The following is a 14,116-nucleotide window of genomic DNA, read 5'->3' on the forward strand; positions in this document are numbered from 1 at the left end:
CTGATCATGAAACGCACCTACCAAGCTTCGAAGACCCGCCGCGCCCGCACCCATGGATTCCTGGTGCGCATGAAGACCCGTGGCGGCCGTGCCGTCATCAACGCACGCCGCGCCAAGGGCCGCAAGCGTCTGGCGGTCTGAGCTGGCGGCTCGGTGCGAGCCGCTTGACTCCATGAACCGTACCGCCGGCCAGGCTGCTGGCGGCTTGGCCGATCGCAGTACCCGGTGCACCCCCGCCCGCGGCACCGCGACGGCGCCCAGGGTGGCACCGTGATCGGGCGAATCGTTCAATCGGTAGATTTCGAGCGCGTGCTCGCGGTGCCCAGCCGGGCCCGCAGCGCGCATTTCGCCGTGCACTTCCTGCCCGCCCGCCCATCCGTCAAGGCACCGGCTGCCCACAAGTTGTCAACAGGCGAGGCACCCATTCAGGGCAAACCTGTGGATGACTTGCCGGCCGGGGCCTGCTGGCTGGGCGCCGTGGTGCCCAAGCGGCATGCCCGCCGGGCCGTCACGCGCAACCTGCTGAAGCGGCAGATCCGGCGCGTGGTACACGCCCAGGCCGGCCTGCCGAGCGGGCTGTGGGTTGTGCGGCTGCGCAGCCCGTTCGACCGCAAGCTGTTCCCGAGTGCTGCATCCGACGCACTGCGTTCGGCGGCCGGCGAAGAGCTGCTGGCGGTGATCGCCCGCGCAGCGCGTTCCGGAGCATGAGCATGCCGCGGGTGCTGTCCTGGCTGGCGACGGCGCCGCAACGCGTGCTGATGACGCTGGTGCGCGGCTACCGCTTCTTCCTGAGCCCGTGGCTCGGCAGCGCCTGCCGCTTCGAGCCGACCTGCTCGGCCTATTCGCTGCAGGCGCTCGAACGGCATGGTGCGCTCGCCGGCAGCTACCTCACGGTGCACCGGCTGGCGCGTTGCCACCCGTGGTGCAATGGCGGCCACGACCCGGTGCCCGAGACACTCGGCGGCCTGTTCACGCAGCTTGAGCGCCGCCGCGCAGACCCCAATTCCCCTTCCCCCCTTTCTCGCATCCCTCGCAAAGAGACCCTTCCATGACCGATATGCGCCGCACCCTGCTGTGGGTGGTGTTCTCTATGTCGCTCGTCCTGATCTGGGACGCCTGGAGCCGGCACAACGGTCAGCCGTCGCTGTTCGGGCCGCAGCCGGTGACGGCGCCCGCCGCGGCCGCAGGCCCGGGCAGTTCGCCCGCCGGCCTGCCGGCCGCCGGTGTGGCCACCGGTGCCACGGCGGCCGCCACGGCCGTGGCGCCGGCCGCGTCCGCGGTGGCGTCCGAACGCGTCGACATCCAGACCGACCTGGTCAAGGCCACGCTCGACAGCAAGGGCGGATCGCTGGTACGTGTCGAACTGCTGACGCAGCACGAGCAGGCGCAGAAGGACCTGTGGCAGAAGGTCCAGGAGATGGTCGGCCTCGCGCCGCGCCATGACGAGCAGTTCGAGAAGAAGAACGTCGTCGTGCTCGACGAGTCGGCCCACCGGCTGTACGTCGCGCAAAGCGGGCTGATCCCGGCCACCGGCGGCAGCGGCCTGCCGAACCACCACACGGTGATGAGCCTGGTGCCCGGCGAGCGCACGCTGAAGGACGGCAGCAACGAGCTGCAGGTCAAGTTCGAGTCGCCGGTCGTCAACGGCGTGAAGCTGGTCAAGAACTACACCTTCAAGCGCGGCGACTACGTGATCGGCGTGCGCAACGAGATCACCAACGCGTCGGGCGCACCGGTCAACGCACGCCTGTACCTGCAGCTGGTGCGCGACGGCAACGACGGCACCGGCGGTTCGAGCTTCTATTCCACCTTCACCGGCCCGGCGGTCTACGACGAGAGCAGCAAGTTCAAGAAGGTCGACTTCAAGAGCATCGAGAAGCGCGCCGCCGGCGAAACGCCGGACCACGTCACCACGGCCGACAGCGGCTGGGTCGCGATGGTGCAGCACTACTTCACGTCCGCATGGCTGATCGACAAGCCCGACGGCGGCAAGCAGACGCGCGAGTTCTTCACCGGCAAGGCTGACGTCACGAACGACGTGACCGGCGGGCCCGCCCACGTCTACCAGGTCGGCATGACGGTGCCGCTGGGCGACATCGCAACCGGCGCGACCAAGACCTTCGATGCCCAGCTCTTCGTCGGCCCACAGGAAGAGCACAAGCTCGCCGCGCTGGCCCCCGGCCTCGAGCTGGTGAAGGACTACGGCTACTTCAAGATCCTGGCCGAGCCGCTGTTCTGGCTGCTGACCCAGCTGCACAAGCTGCTCGGCAACTGGGGCTGGTCCATCATCGCGCTGGTGGTGCTGCTGAAGATCGCGTTCTACTGGCTCAATGCCAGCGCCTACCGTTCGATGGCCAAGATGAAGGCCATCAACCCGAAGGTGATGGAACTGCGCGAGCGCCTGAAGGACAAGCCGCAGCAGATGCAGCAGGAGATGATGCGCATCTACCGCGAGGAGAAGGTCAACCCGATCGGCGGCTGCCTGCCCATCATTGCGCAGATGCCGTTCTTCATCGCGCTGTACTGGGTGCTGCTGTCGACGGTGGAGATGCGCAACGCGCCGTGGATCGGCTGGATCACCGACCTGTCGGCCAAGGACCCGTACTTCATCCTGCCGCTGCTGATGACCTTGTCGAGCCTGCTGCAGACCTGGCTGAACCCGACGCCGCCGGATCCGGTGCAGGCCAAGATGATGTGGATCATGCCGCTGGTCTTCTCGGTGATGTTCTTCTTCTTCCCGGCCGGCCTGGTGCTGTATTGGCTGACGAACAACATCCTGTCGATCGCGCAGCAGTGGCTGATCAACAAGCAGCTGGGGGTGCTCGGCAAGTAGCACCCCGCGGATACGTCCCCCCAACCGGGGGCTTGTCCGCAGCCTGCGCACGCGCGACGATGCACGCCATGGAAAGACGGTCTCGAACCGGCGATCCACCAGTCAATGCGGGGCAGACCCGCTGAGGCGAACGAACCGGCGCAGCAATCTCCTCGCTGCTGCCGGCGCAACGATCGCTCCAGCGGCTCGGGAGGATGATTCGGCTGTACCGGCGCTTCCCCCCGCGCCATCTTCAACCCGGGCCACGCGTCGGCGTCGCCCGGGTTTGTCGTTTCAGCTTCCCCGACAATCGCGCGATGCTGCCGCGCCACCACGATCCCGTCATCGCCATCACCACCGCTCCCGGGCGCGGCGCCGTGGGCATCGTGCGGGTGTCGGGGCGCGACCTGAAGCCGCTGGTCGCGGCGTTGTTCCAGCGGACGCTGCAGCCGCGCCATGCGACCTACCTGCCCTTCATCGATGCGCAGGGCCGGGCGATCGACCGCGGCTTGGCCTTGTACTTCCCGGCGCCGCATTCGTACACCGGCGAGGACGTGCTCGAACTGCAGGCGCACGGCGGCCCGGTGGTGCTGCAGCTGCTGCTGGCGCGCTGTCTCGAGCTCGGCCGCGACACCGGCCTGCGCCTGGCCGAACCGGGCGAGTTCACCGAGCGCGCCTACCTGAACGACAAGCTCGACCTGGCGCAGGCCGAGGCCGTCAGCGACCTGATCGAGGCCAGCACCGAGGCGGCCGCGCGCTCGGCCAGCCGCTCGCTGAGCGGTGCCTTCTCCGACGAAGTGCACGCGCTGCGCGACCGGCTGGTGTCGCTGCGCATGCTGGTGGAGGCGACGCTCGACTTCCCCGAAGAGGAGATCGACTTCCTCGAGAAGGCCGACGCGCGCGGCCGCCTGGACGCGATCGCGCGGGACGTGGCGGCAGTGCTGGCGCGGGCGCGACAGGGCGCGCTGCTGCGCGAAGGCATGCAGATCGTGCTGGCCGGCCAGCCCAACGTCGGCAAGAGCTCGCTGCTGAACGCGCTGGCCGGTGCCGAGCTGGCCATCGTCACGCCGATCCCGGGCACGACCCGCGACAAGGTCAGCGAGACCATCCAGATCGATGGCGTGCCGGTGCACGTGGTCGACACCGCCGGCTTGCGCGAGGCGGGCGACGAGGTCGAGCGCATCGGCATCGCGCGCAGCTGGGACGCCATCGGCCAGGCCGATGCGGTGCTGTTCCTGCACGACCTGACGCGTTTGGGAGAACCTGCATACGACGCGGCCGAGGCGCAGATCACCGCGAAGCTGCCGGATGCGCGACAGGCCGGCGAGCGCCTGGTGCACGTCTACAGCAAGAGCGACCTGGCGGCCGTGCCCGCCTGGCCGGCGGACGGCGGCCACCACATCGCGCTGTCGGCGCGCACCGGCGACGGCCTGGAGGCGCTGCGCCGGCTGCTGCTGCAGCTGGCCGGCTGGCATGCGTCGCCGGACGGCGTCTTCATCGCGCGTGCGCGCCATGTCGACGCACTGCGCCACACCGCAGAGCACCTCGCGCTGGCGCGCGAACTGGCCGCATCGCCCGAGCCGGCGCTCGACCTGCTGGCCGAAGAGCTGCGCCTCGCGCAGACCGCGCTGTCGCAGATCACCGGCGAGTTCACGTCGGATGACCTGCTGGGCGAGATCTTCAGCCGCTTCTGCATCGGGAAGTAGCGCCGGCCTGCCCCGGCCGCTACCGACAGACGGACCCGCCACCCCGACCGGCGGACACATCCCTTACGCCGCGCTGTTGTGGTATGCGCCCCACGCATCGATAATCGCGACACATTCACGAACGCGCACCCAAGTGCGCGTCATCTCGCAGAGGACACGATGGAACTCCAGCAGTTGGTACAGGCGATCCAGACGCTGAATGCGGAAGACGCTTTTCGCGCCCGTCTGACGCCTGACCAGTGGCGCATCATCGGTCCGTATCTGACCCAGCACGACATCCGCGCCGGCGACCTGCTGATCAAGCAGGGCGACTCCGACCGCAGCATGTATTTCCTCGGCCAGGGCTCGCTGCAGGTGTTCGTCACCGGCGGCCCGCCCGGCGCCAACCGCATCGCGATCCTGCGTGCCGGCTCGGTGGTCGGCGAACCGGCGCTGTTCCTCGACAGTCCGCGCATGGCCAATGTCGAGGCGATGACGCCGTGCATCGTCTGGGCGCTGCGCGGCCCGCGGCTCGAAGAACTGGCCCAGCGCACGCCGGCCCTCGCGCTCGAACTCGTGCGGGCGGCCGGCTCGGTGATGGCGCTACGCATGCGCGCCAACATCGCGCGCCAGACCCCGGTCACCTGAGACCGGCGTCGGCGCAGGGCCTCAGTGCCCGCCGAAATCCACCAGCGTGAACAACGGCAGCCCGGCTTCGCGCAGGCGCTGCGACCCTTTCAGCTCCGGCAGGTCGACGATGGCCGCGCCCTCGATCACCGTCGCACCCAGGCGCTGCAGCAGCCGCATGCCGGCGCCCATCGTGCCGCCGGTGGCGATCAGGTCGTCGATCAGCACGATGCGATCGCCCGGCTTCACCGCGTCGGTGTGCATCTCGACGGTGGCCGAGCCGTACTCCAGCTCGTAGGTCTCCTGCACCGTCGTGAACGGCAGCTTGCCCTTCTTGCGGATCGGGATGAAGCCGATGTTCAGCTCGTAGGCCAGCACCGACCCGATGATGAAGCCGCGCGCGTCCAGCCCGGCGATCGCGCTCGGCCGCACGTCGAAGTAGCGGTGCACGAACTCGTCGATCAGGATGCGGAAGGTGCGCGGGTCCGCCAGCAAGGGCGTGATGTCGCGGAACTGCACGCCCGGCTCCGGCCAGTCGGGCACGGTGCGGATGCTGCGCTTGATGATGTCGCGTGCTGTTTCCAGCGGAGTGTCTTCGTTCATGGGGCTCACCGTCGGGAACGGGCGCCATTGTGGACCTTCTTTCGACCTCGCTTCCACCGTGCAGGACGCCTTGTCCCGCAAGCGACAGCCCGCGGCGGGTTAGCCCGGGCGACGCCAGCCGGCCCGCGAACTAGGCTGGTCCTGCCACGTGGCCGATGCGCCACGGCGAGCACCACGACGCACACACAGGAGACACCCACATGAATCAGCGATCCTTGCTGAGGATGTCGGCATTCGCCGCCGCCTCCACCCTGCTGTTCTCCGCCTGCGGCGGCGGCGACGACGGCCCCGCGCCTGCACCCGCGCCGGTCCCCGAGGAAACGCGTGCGCAGGACGGCCGCAGCAGCTTCGCCGCCGACCCGGCGGCGCTGGCCTTCGACGCGCTCGCAGGCTTGGCCGTCGAGACCGACCGCTGGACCGGCGTGCAAGGCGGTGCCGGCTACCGCATCGAAGTGCCGAAGACAGGCTGGAACGGCAAGCTCGTGTTGTATGCGCACGGCTACGTCGGCACCGGCAATGCGCTCGTCGTGACCACCCCGTCGATCCGCCGCTACCTGCTGGAGCAGGGCTTCGCCTGGGCGGCCTCCAGCTACAGCAAGAACTACTACGACGTGCGGGCCGGCGTCGAGGACACCAACGCGCTGGCCCAGGCCTTCGTGCAGATTGCCGCCGCCAACGGCCGCACGCTGGCCGCGCCCACCCGGACCTACCTGGTCGGCCATTCGATGGGCGGCCACATCACCGCCGCCGCGATCGAGGACGAGGCCTTCGCCACCGCGGTCCACAAGCAGAAGTACGACGGCGCGGTGCCGATGTGCGGCGTGGTCGGCGACACCGAGCTGTTCGACTACTTCGCCGGCTACCAGCTTGCGGCGCAGCAGTTGGCCGGCGTGCCGGCGAAGAGCTTTCCGACCACCGACTGGGCGAGCCTGGTGGCCGACGTGCGCACCACGCTGTTCGCGAGCCAGACCGCCTTCACGACGCCCACCGCGCAGGGCGCCAAGCTCAAGGAGGTGGTGATGAACCTGACCGGCGGCCCGCGGCCGATCTTCGACCAGGGCTTCGCGAACAACGGCCTGCAGAACGTCGTCTGGGGCACCTTCGGCGGCGACGGCACCGTCAACGGCATCCTGAACAAGAGCGTGATCGACACCCACCGCTTCTCGTACAGGTTCAGTGCCAGCGACGCGCTGCTGGCCTCGTTCAATGCCTCGATCGCGAAGGCGACCGCGGCACCCGATGCCAACCGGCTGCGCAGCGACGGCCTGCGCTGGATCCCGAAGGTGAACGGCGAATTCAGGATCCCGGTCGTCAGCCTGCACACGCTGGGCGACCTGTACGTGCCGTTCCACATGGAGCAGGTCTACCGCGCGCGTGTCGAGGCCAAGGGCAACGGCGGCTGGCTGGTGCAGCGGGCGGTGCGCGCTCCCAGCCACTGCGACTTCACGGTGGCCGAGCAGGTCGGCGCGTTCGCGGCCATGGTGGCCTGGGTCGAGACCGGCGCGAAGCCGGCGGGCGACGATGTGGCGACGCCGGCCACCGTCGCCGACCCGGCCTACGGCTGCGCCTACACGGTCAATGCCGGCGGCACCGACGACAACCCGACGACGATCGCGACGCGGGCGCTGATGCCCGCCTGCCCGGCGCCCTGACCGGCCAGCTAGCGCCCGAGCAGCTTGCCTTCGGCCAGGGCCAGCGGCTCGGGCAGGCCGGACAGCACCAGCGTGTCCCCGCCCGCCAGCACCAGCGCGTCGTGCGGCTTGGTCACCGCGCCCGACGCGCGCCGCACGGACACCACGTTGACGCCCACCGCGTGCAAGGCCAGCGCCGACAGCGGCTGGCCGATCCACGCGGCGGCGGATGGCAGGCTGACGCTCAGCAGCCGCGCCTGCAGCAGCTCGTCGACGGTGTCGTCGTCGGCACCGTGGAAGTAGCCGCGCAGCAAGCCATAGCGCGCATCGCGCTGGTCCTGCACGATGCGGATCACGCGCCGCATCGGCACGCCCACCAGCGCCAGCGCGTGGCTCGCGAGCATCAGCGAACCCTCGATCGCTTCGGGCACCACCTCGGTCGCGCCGGCCGCCTGCAGCCGCTCGATGTCGCTGTCGTCCAGCGTGCGCACGATCACCGGCACCGTCGGCGCGTGCGCCTGCACCAGGTGCAGGATCTTCATCGCCGACGGCGTGTCGTGGTAGCTCACCACCACCGCGCTGGCGCGCGCCAGCCCGGCGGCCATCAGGCTCTGCAGCCGCGCCGCATCGCCGAACACCACGCTCTGCCCGGCGGCGGCGGCCTGGCGCACGCGGTCCGGATCGAGGTCGAGCGCCATGTACGGGATGCGCTCGCCGTCCAGGATGCGCGCCAGGCTCTGCCCGCTGCGGCCGTAGCCGGCGATGATCACGTGCGCCTCGGTGTTGATCGCGCGCTTGGCGATGCTGGTCATCGCCACCGACTGCATCAGCCAGTCGCTCGAACTCAGCCGCATCACGATGCGGTTGCTGTACATGATGATGACCGGCGTGGCCAGCATGCTCAGCACCATGCTCGCGAGCACCGGGCTTTGCAGCTGCGCCGGCAGCAGGTGCTCCTGCGTCGCCAGCGCCAGCAGCACGAAGCCGAACTCGCCGGCCTGCGCCAGGTACAGGCCGGTGCGCAGCGCCACCCCGGGGGCGGCGCCGGACAAGCGGGCCAGCAGCGTCACCAGCGCAAACTTGAACAGCACCGGCAGCACCGTCATCAGCAGCACCAGCGGCCATTGCTGCAGCACCGTCTCGGCATCGAGCTTCATGCCGACCGTGATGAAGAACAGCCCCAGCAGCACGTCGTGGAACGGCCGGATGTCGGTCTCCACCTGGTGCTTGTACTCGGTCTCGGCGATCAGCATGCCGGCGACGAAGGCCCCGAGCGCCAGCGACAGGCCGGCGTGCTCGGTCATCCAGGCCAGCCCCAGCGTCACCAGCAGCAGGTTCAGGATGAAGAGCTCCTCGCTCTTGCGCCGCGCCACCAGCGTCAGCCACCAGCGCATCACCCGCTGGCCGCCGACCAGCAGCACCGTCAGCAGCACGACCGCCTTCAGCGCCGCATAGGCCAGCGCCGGCACCAGTGTCTCGGGCGGCGCACCCAGCGCCGGGATCAGCACCAGGAAGGGCACCACGGCCAGGTCCTGGAACAGCAGCACGCCCATCACGCGCCGGCCGTGCTCGCTCTCCAGCTCCAGCCGCTCGGCCATCAGCTTGACGACGATCGCGGTGCTGCTCATCGCGAGCGCGCCCCCCAGCGCGAACGCGCTCTGCCAGGGCAGGCCCCAGCTGCGGCCCACCTGCGCCAGGCCCCAGCCCAGCACGGTGTTGCCGGCCAGCGCGATCAGCACCGTCAGCGCCACCTGGCTCAGACCGAGCCCGAACACCAGCTTGCGCATGCTGTTGAGCTTGGGCAGGTTGAACTCCAGCCCGATCACGAACATCAGGAACACGACGCCGAATTCGGCCAGGTAGGTCATGCCGGCCGAATCCTTGGCCAGGCCGAGGGCATTCGGGCCGATCAGCACGCCCACCGTCAAATAGCCGAGCATCGGCGGCAGCTTCAGCGTGCGGCACACCACCACGCCGGCCACGGCGGCGATCAGGTACAGCAGGACGAGTTCGAGGGTGGAAGCCATCAAGCGCTGTCGTCAGGGGCGTGCCTACAATCGCCAGATCCTATCGGACCCGAGCCGCTCTTCCATGCCACTGTCTTCCCTCCCCGCCGTTTCTTTTGATGTCGAGCGCGTGCTGCGGCTGGCGCGCGAGACCTTCGACATCGAGGCGAAGGCCCTGCTGGCCCTGAAGGACCGCCAGGGCGACAGCTTCGCGCAGGCGGTCAAGGCCATGCTGCAGTGCAACGGCCGCGTGGTCGTGATGGGCATGGGCAAGAGCGGGCATGTCGGGCGCAAGGTCGCCGCCACGCTGGCCTCCACCGGCACGCCGGCCCTGTTCGTGCACCCGGCCGAGGCCAGCCACGGCGACCTGGGCATGGTGACGACCGGCGACGTGGTGCTGGCGATCTCCAATTCGGGCGAGAGCGACGAGCTGGCCGCCATCCTGCCGGCGCTCAAGCGCCTGGGTGTCACGTTGGTTGCGATGACAGGCCGCCCCGATTCCAGCCTGGCCAGTCACGCCGACATCACGCTCAACAGCGCCGTCGACCAGGAGGCCTGCCCGCTGAACCTCGCCCCCACCACCAGCACCATCGCGCAGATGGCGGTCGGGGACGCGCTGGCGGTGGCGTTGCTCGATGCGCGCGGCTTCCGCGAGGAGGACTTCGCCCGCTCGCACCCCGGTGGCAGCCTGGGCCGCAAGCTGCTGACCCACGTGCGCGACGTGATGCGCAGCGGCGACGAGGTGCCGCGCGTGCCGCCGGCAACGCCCTTCGTCGAGATGATGCGCGAGATGACGCGCAAGGGGCTGGGCGCCACGGCCATCGCCGGCGAGCGCGGCGAGGTGCTGGGCATCTTCACCGACGGCGACCTGCGCCGCCTGATCGAGCAGGGCCGCGACCTGCGCGCGCTGACCGCCTCCGACGTGATGCACCCCCACCCGCGCCTGGTGCGCGTCGACGCGCTGGCGGTCGACGCCGCCGACCTGATGGAACTGCACCGCATCACCAGCGTGCTGGTGGTGGACGGCACGGGCCTGCTGGTGGGCGCGCTGAACTTCAATGACCTGATGCGGGCCAAAGTGATCTGATGGCGATCCTGGACGACATCACGCCGGTGCTGAGCTTCCCGCCCGAGCTGCTGCTGCGCGCGCAGGACATCCGCGCCGCCATCTTCGACGTCGACGGCGTGCTGACCGACGGCCGCATCTACATCGGCGAGCGCGGCGAGGAGTTCAAGGCCTTCAACACGCTCGATGGCCACGGCCTGAAGCTGCTGGCCCAGGGCGGTATCGCGCCGATCGTGATCACCGGGCGCGATTCGCCGGCGGTGCGGCGCCGCGTCGCCGACCTGGGGATCGCACATGCGGTCTATGGCGTGCACGACAAGCTGGCCGCCGCGCAGGACTTGATGAAGACGCTGGGCCTCGACTGGTCCGAGCTCGCCGCCATCGGCGACGACTGGCCCGACCTGCCGTTGCTGGTGCGCGCCGCGCTCGCCGGATCGCCGGCCAACGGCCATGCCGAGGTGCGTGCGATCGCCCACCACGTGACGGCGGCCCACGGCGGCCACGGCGCGGCGCGCGAGTTCTGCGACCTGCTGCTCACCGCCACCGGGCGCTACGCGGCGCTGCTGCGCGGCCACCTCGTCACGCTCGATGGCGCAGGCTGACGCCGCACCGTCCAGCACGCTGGAACCCGCGGTGGTGCGCCCGGGCGGGCGCCGCACGCCGCAGCCGCTGCGCTGGCGGCTGGTCGAGTTGCTGTCTGCCTACCTGCCGCTGGTGCTGATGGGCGTGTTGGCGATGGGCACCTGGTGGTTGGTGAAGAACACGCCGCTGGCGGACGATCCACGCGTCGCCGCGCCGCTGCGCCACGAGCCCGACTACGAGATGCGCAGCTTCGCGGTGCAGCGCTTCAGCGTGCAGGGCCAGCTGCGCGCCCAGCTCGAAGGCGACGTGCTGCGCCACTACCCCGACACCGACACCGTCGAGATCGACAACGTGCGGCTGCGCGCCGTCACGCCCGACGGCCGCGTGACCCATGCCACCGCGCGCCGCGCGATCGCCAACGGCGATGCCACCGAGGTGCAGCTGATCGGCCAGGCCGAGATCATCCGCGACGGCGTCAATGGTGGCGTGCCGCTCGATTTCCGCAGCGAGTTCCTGCATGCCTTCCTCGACACCGAGAGCATCAAGTCGCACCTGCCGGTCACCATCACGCAGGGCGGCACCGAGCTGCGCGCCGACAGCATGGAATACAGCCACCTCGACCGGGTGATCCGCTTCGGCGGCCGCACCAAGGCGGTGTTCAGCCCCAAGGAGGCCAAATGAGCAGCGCCGGCCTCGTCTTCATCACCGGCGCGTCCAGCGGCATCGGGCAGGCGCTGGCGTTGCGCTTCTACCAGGCGGGTTACCGGCTCGCGCTGGTGGCGCGGCGCACCGAAGCGGTCCATGAGTGGGCGCGGGCGCAGGGGCTCGATGCCGCGCGCTTCGCGGTGTACGCCGCCGACGTGCGCGACATCGCCGCGATCACCGGTGCCGGCCGCGCCTGCATCGCCGCCCAGGGCGTGCCCGATGTCGTGATCGCCAACGCGGGCATCAGCATCGGCATCGACACCGCGGTGTTCGACGACCTGGACGTGATGCGCGCCACCTACGAGACCAACAACCTCGGCATGGCGGCCACTTTCCAGCCCTTCGTCACCGCGATGCGCGAGCGGCGCAGCGGCAGGCTGGTTGGCATTGCCAGCGTCGCCGGCATCCGCGGGCTGCCGGGGCATGGCGCCTACTGTTCCAGCAAGGCGGCGGTGATCGCCTACTGTGAGAGCCTGCGCGGCGAGCTGCGGCCGGACGGCGTCAAGGTCGTCACGCTGGGCCCGGGCTACATCGACACGCCGCTGACGCGCGAGAACCGCTACGGCATGCCGTTCCTGATGCAGCCCGAGGTGTTCGCCGACCAAGCGTTCCGCGCCATCGAGGCCGGCGCCAGCTACCGCGTGATCCCGTGGCAGATGGGCGTCGTCGCCAAGCTGATGCGGGCCTTGCCGAACTGGCTGTACGACAAGGCGCTGGCCGGGCGGCCGCGCAAGAAACGCCAGGGGGAGTGAATCGGCGGCGGGTTTCACCCCGCCGGGTCGGCTCGCGCGTATCAGCAGGGACCTGAACTTCCAAGAGAGTCGTCCCATGCGTTCCCTTTCAGTCCTGGTGCTGGCCCTGGTGCTCGGCAGTCTTGCGGCCTGCGGGCGCGGATCGTCCGAGGCGCCGCAGGCGGCGGATGCCGCGGCCCCGGCCGCCGCCCCGTCGATGCGGCTGGCCAAGGAAGCGGCCTCCGGCGGTGCCCCGGCCCAGGCCCAGGCCGAAATCGCCGCGCGCCGCTACATGGCGGTGCGCCACACGCTGAACATCGTCACCGCGCCCGATGGCGTCGAGGCCGCCTGGCGCCAGGCCAACGAGGCCTGCCTGGCCGCCGGCTGCGAGGTGCTGAACGCATCGGTGCAGCGCGACGACGAACGCTGGCCGGCCACCGCCACGCTCGAGGCGCGCGTGCCGCCGGACAGGCTGGAGGCTTTCCTGAAGCGCGTCGGCAGCCTCGGCCGCGTCGGGCTCAACGCGCGCACCGCCGAGGACAAGACCGACGCCGTGCTCGACACCGAGGCGCGGCTGAAGAACCAGACCGCCTTCCGCGACCACCTGCGGGTGCTGATGGCCACGCCGGGCGCGAAGCTGAAGGACCTGATCGAGGTCGAGCGCGAGCTGGTGCAGGTGCAGAGCGAACTCGACGCGCTGGCCGCGCAGCGCAAGGTGCTGGCCAACGAGACCGACAAGGTGCATGTCTCGATGAGCTTCAACGCGCGGCGCGAGGCCATCGAGGCCGGCATGTGGCAACCGGTGCGCAATGCACTGCTCGACGCCGGCCACGTGGTGGCCGCCAGCCTGGGCGTGTTGATCACCGTGCTCGTCGGTGCGTTGCCGTGGGCGGCGGCCCTGCTGCTGGCCGCCTGGATTGCCCGTTTGCTGTGGCGCCGGCGCCGCGCACGCGCATGAAAAAAGCGGTGGGCGCTTTCGCACCCACCGCTTTCTCGAGAACCTGATCGGGGATCAGTAGCCGCCGCGGCTGCCACCACCACCGCCGCCGCCGTAGCTGCCGCCACCGCCGGAGCGGCCACCGCCACCACCGCCRTAGCCGCCGCCACCGCCGGAGCGGCCACCGCCGCCGCCACCACCGTAGCCGCCACCACCACCGCCGCCGCCGTAGCCGCCGCCACCACCGGAGCGGCCACCGCCGCCACCGAAGCCGCCGCCGCCTGAGCGACCACCGCCGCCGCCGAAGCCGCCCGGACGCTCTTCGCGCGGACGGGCCTCATTGACGACCAGCGCACGGCCGTCGAGGGCCTGGCCGTTCATGCCGTTGATGGCGGATTGCGCTTCTGCGTCGGTGCCCATTTCCACGAAGCCGAAGCCCTTGGAGCGGCCGGTATCGCGGTCCATCATGACCTTGGCGGACGAGACGGTGCCGAATTGCGCGAATGCTTGTTGAAGATCGTCGTCGCGAACGCTGTAGGCGAGGTTGCCGACGTAGAGTTTATTGCCCATGGAGAGCGCCTTTCTTTCCTGAAGTCACGAGAACCATGTGGAGCGTGTACCCATCCTGAACCATTCAAGTGAAGGCGCTGCTTCCAGACACAGAATTTTGATTATCAAGTAATTGCGCGAAGCGGTGCAAATTGTGGAAACCCCTGGCAAGCCGAGGGAAA

15 protein-coding genes are annotated in these 14,116 nt (G+C 69.9%); 12 read left to right on the forward strand and 3 right to left on the reverse strand.

From position 1 onward, the window contains the following. Positions 1-6 precede the first annotated feature (6 nt). The 6 genes from rpmH to AC1DYN_RS09275 all read left to right on the forward strand — a co-directional run bounded on the left by rpmH (position 7) and on the right by AC1DYN_RS09275 (position 5,145). Positions 7-141, forward strand: a complete 135-nt coding sequence (gene rpmH / locus AC1DYN_RS09250) for a 50S ribosomal protein L34 (RefSeq protein WP_047486751.1) — start codon at positions 7-9, stop codon at positions 139-141. Positions 142-270: 129 nt separating this feature from the next. Continuing rightward, positions 271-708 (forward strand): ribonuclease P protein component, encoded by a 438-nt coding sequence (locus AC1DYN_RS09255; protein WP_477958831.1) that lies wholly within the window; start codon positions 271-273, stop codon positions 706-708. Between the two features lie 2 nt (positions 709-710). Further along, the gene (yidD, locus tag AC1DYN_RS09260; protein WP_477958832.1) at positions 711-1,052 is read left to right on the forward strand and encodes a membrane protein insertion efficiency factor YidD; all 342 of its coding nucleotides are present in this window, start codon (positions 711-713) and stop codon (positions 1,050-1,052) included. Next, a complete protein-coding gene (gene yidC / locus AC1DYN_RS09265; protein WP_477958833.1) occupies positions 1,049-2,833 on the forward strand; it encodes a membrane protein insertase YidC in 1,785 nt (594 codons plus the stop codon). The genes yidD and yidC overlap by 4 nt, the downstream gene beginning before the upstream one ends. Positions 2,834-3,129: 296 nt before the next feature. Further along, entirely contained in the window at positions 3,130-4,518 is a 1,389-nt protein-coding gene (mnmE, locus tag AC1DYN_RS09270) for a tRNA uridine-5-carboxymethylaminomethyl(34) synthesis GTPase MnmE (RefSeq protein ID WP_477958834.1), read from the forward strand. Positions 4,519-4,677: 159 nt separating this feature from the next. After that, the gene (locus AC1DYN_RS09275; RefSeq protein ID WP_477958835.1) at positions 4,678-5,145 is read left to right on the forward strand and encodes a cyclic nucleotide-binding domain-containing protein; all 468 of its coding nucleotides are present in this window, start codon (positions 4,678-4,680) and stop codon (positions 5,143-5,145) included. Between the two features lie 21 nt (positions 5,146-5,166). Here AC1DYN_RS09275 and AC1DYN_RS09280 read toward each other — a convergent pair whose 3' ends face one another. Beyond that, positions 5,167-5,727, reverse strand: a complete 561-nt coding sequence (locus AC1DYN_RS09280; protein ID WP_477958836.1) for an adenine phosphoribosyltransferase — start codon at positions 5,725-5,727, stop codon at positions 5,167-5,169. 200 nt (positions 5,728-5,927) lie between these two features. Between AC1DYN_RS09280 and AC1DYN_RS09285 the strand changes: the two genes are divergently transcribed. Continuing rightward, entirely contained in the window at positions 5,928-7,379 is a 1,452-nt protein-coding gene (locus AC1DYN_RS09285; protein ID WP_477958837.1) for an alpha/beta hydrolase family protein, read from the forward strand. An 8-nt stretch (positions 7,380-7,387) separates the two neighbouring features. Here AC1DYN_RS09285 and AC1DYN_RS09290 read toward each other — a convergent pair whose 3' ends face one another. After that, on the reverse strand, positions 7,388-9,385 hold the full coding sequence (locus AC1DYN_RS09290) for a monovalent cation:proton antiporter-2 (CPA2) family protein (RefSeq protein ID WP_477958838.1): 1,998 nt from the start codon (positions 9,383-9,385) through the stop codon (positions 7,388-7,390). 64 nt (positions 9,386-9,449) lie between these two features. Here AC1DYN_RS09290 and AC1DYN_RS09295 point away from each other — a divergent pair, with 64 nt between their 5' ends. The 5 genes from AC1DYN_RS09295 to AC1DYN_RS09315 all read left to right on the forward strand — a co-directional run bounded on the left by AC1DYN_RS09295 (position 9,450) and on the right by AC1DYN_RS09315 (position 13,406). Next, positions 9,450-10,451: a KpsF/GutQ family sugar-phosphate isomerase gene (locus AC1DYN_RS09295; RefSeq protein WP_477958839.1), complete on the forward strand. Its 1,002-nt coding sequence runs from the start codon at positions 9,450-9,452 to the stop codon at positions 10,449-10,451. Next, positions 10,451-11,032 carry a KdsC family phosphatase gene (locus AC1DYN_RS09300; RefSeq protein ID WP_477958840.1) on the forward strand — a complete coding sequence of 194 codons (582 nt, stop codon included), beginning with the start codon at positions 10,451-10,453 and terminating at the stop codon, positions 11,030-11,032. The genes AC1DYN_RS09295 and AC1DYN_RS09300 overlap by 1 nt, the downstream gene beginning before the upstream one ends. Then, positions 11,019-11,693 (forward strand): LPS export ABC transporter periplasmic protein LptC, encoded by a 675-nt coding sequence (lptC, locus tag AC1DYN_RS09305; protein WP_477958841.1) that lies wholly within the window; start codon positions 11,019-11,021, stop codon positions 11,691-11,693. The genes AC1DYN_RS09300 and lptC overlap by 14 nt, the downstream gene beginning before the upstream one ends. Beyond that, positions 11,690-12,469, forward strand: a complete 780-nt coding sequence (locus tag AC1DYN_RS09310) for an SDR family oxidoreductase (protein WP_477958842.1) — start codon at positions 11,690-11,692, stop codon at positions 12,467-12,469. The genes lptC and AC1DYN_RS09310 overlap by 4 nt, the downstream gene beginning before the upstream one ends. A 76-nt stretch (positions 12,470-12,545) precedes the next feature. Beyond that, complete coding sequence (locus tag AC1DYN_RS09315; RefSeq protein ID WP_477958843.1) at positions 12,546-13,406, forward strand: DUF4349 domain-containing protein; 861 nt, start codon at positions 12,546-12,548, stop codon at positions 13,404-13,406. A 54-nt stretch (positions 13,407-13,460) separates the two neighbouring features. Here the strand turns inward: AC1DYN_RS09315 and rbp are convergent, their stop codons facing one another. Further along, positions 13,461-13,955 carry an RNA-binding regulator gene (rbp, locus tag AC1DYN_RS09320; protein WP_477958844.1) on the reverse strand — a complete coding sequence of 165 codons (495 nt, stop codon included), beginning with the start codon at positions 13,953-13,955 and terminating at the stop codon, positions 13,461-13,463. Between the last annotated feature and the right edge of the window lie 161 nt (positions 13,956-14,116).

The sequence above is a fragment of the Rhizobacter sp. P2_D12 genome (assembly GCF_056404395.1).